The 3,691-nt window shown below is 41.5% G+C and carries 4 protein-coding genes and 1 pseudogene; 2 read left to right on the top strand and 3 right to left on the bottom strand.

All coding sequences use genetic code 11. The features are described 5' to 3' along the window. Window positions 1-263: 263 nt before the first annotated feature. Complete coding sequence (locus FTV03_RS17255; protein WP_180042366.1) at window positions 264-602, top strand: tRNA-binding protein; 339 nt, start codon at window positions 264-266, stop codon at window positions 600-602. Window positions 603-686: 84 nt separating this feature from the next. Here FTV03_RS17255 and lnt read toward each other — a convergent pair whose 3' ends face one another. Both lnt and FTV03_RS17245 read right to left on the bottom strand, forming a co-directional pair. Continuing rightward, a complete protein-coding gene (gene lnt / locus FTV03_RS17250) occupies window positions 687-2,246 on the bottom strand; it encodes an apolipoprotein N-acyltransferase (RefSeq protein ID WP_180042364.1) in 1,560 nt (519 codons plus the stop codon). Further along, entirely contained in the window at window positions 2,243-3,082 is an 840-nt protein-coding gene (locus FTV03_RS17245; RefSeq protein WP_078189781.1) for an HlyC/CorC family transporter, read from the bottom strand. The genes lnt and FTV03_RS17245 overlap by 4 nt, the downstream gene beginning before the upstream one ends. Before the next feature lie 200 nt (window positions 3,083-3,282). On the opposite strand from FTV03_RS17245, the gene tusA reads away from it, so the two are divergent. Then, window positions 3,283-3,540, top strand: coding sequence for a sulfurtransferase TusA (gene tusA / locus FTV03_RS17240; RefSeq protein ID WP_078189780.1), 258 nt, complete (start codon window positions 3,283-3,285; stop codon window positions 3,538-3,540). A gap of 44 nt (window positions 3,541-3,584) precedes the next feature. Here tusA and FTV03_RS17235 read toward each other — a convergent pair. Continuing rightward, window positions 3,585-3,691, bottom strand: a pseudogene (locus FTV03_RS17235) (IS701 family transposase); the annotation flags it as partial.

Here is a 3,691-nt window from a genome sequence, read left to right as displayed (position 1 = left end):
TCATGAGAAAGCCCATATAAATGGGTAGAGTACAAGTTGCTGTAGAAGCATTTTTAATTCGTCTGATCACAGATACTTTATAAAGTATTTTAATACTTTTTTGAATCCGTCAATGCGTAAGTCCTAATAACCTTGCTTTGTCCGTTTTGACGCATCGAATGTCTGTTTCACATATCGTCAGCCTGAATGAAATTTTTATAATCTTTACATATCAGATCTTAGATAGTTGGATGAAGTACAACAAAGAAAAGCAAGAGGGAAAAATGCAACAGATCGATTGGCAAGATTTTTTGAAAGTTGAATTACGTGTGGGGAAAATTGTGCAGGCTGAAGTCTTTGAGCAAGCACGTAAACCCGCGTACATTCTCCATGTGGATTTTGGAGAGGAACTGGGCATTAAAAAATCCAGTGCGCAAATTACACAGCTATATCAGCCGGAAAATCTATTGGGAAAATTGGTCGTTGCCGTCGTGAATTTTCCAAAAAAACAAATTGGTCCGATCCAGTCAGAGTGTTTGGTCACAGGCTTTCATAATGCAGAGGGGCATGTTGCTCTTTGTGTGCCTGATACAGAGATTCCCCTAGGCACCAAGTTACTTTGAAAAAGTAGGGTGAACTGGCACCCTGAAAGTTTATCAATAAAAAACCGAGCCAAAGCTCGGTTTTTTTGATCTTTTGTAGCGGAATTAACGGCGTGATTTAAAAGAAATATCAACTTTACGCGGGCGATAAATCCAACCGAGAATCAACAACAAGAATGAGAAAAACAACACAGGCCAATCACTTAAGCGAGTGTAAAGTGTCTCGCCTTGCATGGCAGGTAAATCACCACGCAGTACCGCATCTTTATCCATCGGTGCTTGTTTCACAATGTGGCCATTATGATCAATAAAGGCGGTAATGCCAGTATTGGTTGCACGGATAAACCAACGGCCATTTTCTTTGGCACGCATTTGAACCATTTGTAGGTGCTGATGTGGGCTCGCTGTTCCAGTAAACCAAGCGTCATTGGAAATAGTCACTAGGTAGTCACTTTGACTGGCATTACGGCGCGTTAAGTTAGGATAAGCCACTTCATAGCAAATCGCCGCACCTAAATCATGACCTTTAACATTCAAAGGCTTTTGGTTGTTTGCACCACGTGAAAAGCCACTCATCGACGGGTCATTTTGTAGGGCAGGTAGTACCCAACTTAACATCCCTGAAAGCGGAATGTATTCACCAAAGGGGACTAGACGTTGCTTCTTGTATAGACCAGAAGATTCATCACCAGTTGCCATGATGGTGTTGTAATACATAGGGTGTTGGTTTTGCTGTGATTCTGCCAAATCCCAATAGGGAATACCTGTCACCCAAGCCGTACCTGTTTTATTGGCTTGGACTTTCATCGCATCCAAAAACGGCTCAATATCGGTTTGGAACATTGGAATGGAGGATTCTGGCCAAACAATGACATCACGGCCCCATTCGGTCCGACTTAATGACGCATATTTCATTAAGGTTTGAGCTTGGTATTCTGTTAACCATTTTAAATCTTGTGGAATATTGCCTTGAATTAAGGAAACACTCAGCGGTTTTTCATTTTTAGGCTGAACAAATTGCAGTTGCGCTGCACCCCAAGCACCGAGCAAAACAAGGGCAGATGGAACAATCCAGAAGATGCGTTTACGTAGGATTTCAACCAAGGCACAGGCCAATACAATGACCGCAAAAGACACTCCAAAGATCCCGAATAATGGCGCATAACCATCGAGGAATCGTTCAGTAAAGGCATAACCTGCAAACAGCCATGGAAAACCGGTAAAGACCCAAGTTTTACTCCACTCGAAAAACACCCACAGTGGCGCAAAGGTCAGTGGTGTTTCTGGAAAGAAGCGGCGGTAGAGCCAACTCTGAACTGCGGTAAACAGCCCCATCACAATTGCCATAATGGCAATCATCAAAACACTGAGTGCTGAATTGGTATCACCATAGACATGGATCGAGGTATACAGCCAAAAAGCCCCGACAAACCATAAGCCGAAGCCATAAGCTAGACCAATGAAAAACGATTGTTTAGGTGCACGTTGACTTAGGCAGGCATACAACAGGGCTGGAGATAAAATTGCCAACCACCAATAATGATAAGGTGCCAGCGACAAGCTGAAGATGGCACCTGAAAATAATGCAATCAGCAAAGGATAGATGAAAGGTAGCTGTTTTTTTTGTTGTGAGTGGTTTAGCAGCTTATCAAAGTAGGTTCTCATTTACGGACAGCTCGGATCAGATGAATGGTACGTGCATCTGCCTCCAAAATGGTAAACTCCCAGTTTTCAAGTTCAATCACTTGACCTTGTAAATCACTGACCAAGCCCATTTCTTGTAGCAGTAAGCCGCCCACAGTTTCTACTTCATCATCTGAAAAATCAGCATCTAAAAGATTGTTAAAGTGTTCAATTGGTGTAAGTGCTTGAACCAACCATGTATTTGCACTTAGTGGGTCTTCATCTGGAATGATAAATTGAGCTTCTTCATCGACTTTGTCGTGTTCATCTTCAATTTCACCCACAATTTCTTCAAGAATGTCCTCTAAAGTGACTAAGCCTGAAGTTGTGCCATATTCATCAATCACTACAGCGATATGGGTTTGGGTATTTTTCAACATACGTAAAACTTGGTCAGAACGCGCGCTCTCGGGTACAAATAAGGGTTGACGCATTAATGCACGAATATCGACTTTGGTGGTCGGTTCTGTCAAAAATGGCAACAAATCTTTGGCCAACAAAATACCGACGACATTGTCAGGCTGGTCTGAGGAAAAGACTGGGAAACGTGAGTGTGCAGATTCAACAAGTACATGCAAAATATCTAATAGCTCATCATCTTCTTGCAAGCTGATCATCGCAGTACGGGGGGTCATGACCTCGCGGATTTTAGTTGCAGGTAAGTCGAGTACCCCTTCGAGCATGGCAACTGTATCGGGTTCTAAGAAGCGACGTGAATCTTGTACCAATTTCAACAGTTCGTCACGGGTTTCTGGTGCAGTGCCCAGCCATTTACGTAAGCCGCGCATGCCCCACGACGGGCCGGATTCCTCTTGCATGATCTTTCCTAAAGACTCTTAATATCTAATAAATGATGATTTTATCATACCGTAGAAAATACAGTTGTCTATTGTTAATGTTGATCTAGATGATGAGCGATCAAGTCATTTTAAGACGTTATCATCTGCATTTTTCAAGCTAACATTCGGTCGTTAGGATTATGCTAAAATAGCCCTAGATTTTAATACTGAGTTTTCTAATGTCTGAGCCTTCTGTGCCCCCATCAATTCAATTAAACACCCGTGGCTTACGTTGCCCTGAGCCTGTGATGATGTTGCATCAAGCCATTCGTAAATCAAAATCGGGTGATATTGTTGAGGTTTTTGCAACAGATAATTCGACCTCTTGGGATATTCCGAAATTTTGTATGCATTTAGGTCATGAGCTTTTGCTTCAAGAAGAACGTCTTGATGAAAATGGAAATAAAGAATTCCATTATTTGGTTCAGAAAGGTTAATTTAAGAGATTGTAAAAAATAATAATTATAGGACTTACGCACTATCATTTATAGATTCTCTGTGGTAGCAGATGATTTTTATCGAGAATAAAGTCATCAATGAAGTTTTTGATAATTGGTCTAAATAATTTCTTCTGCCAACGATATATAT

The sequence above is a fragment of the Acinetobacter sp. YH12218 genome (genome assembly GCF_013417925.1).
Taxonomy (GTDB): Bacteria; Pseudomonadota; Gammaproteobacteria; order Pseudomonadales; family Moraxellaceae; genus Acinetobacter; species Acinetobacter amyesii.
This window is presented reverse-complemented; position numbering and strand designations above follow the sequence as displayed.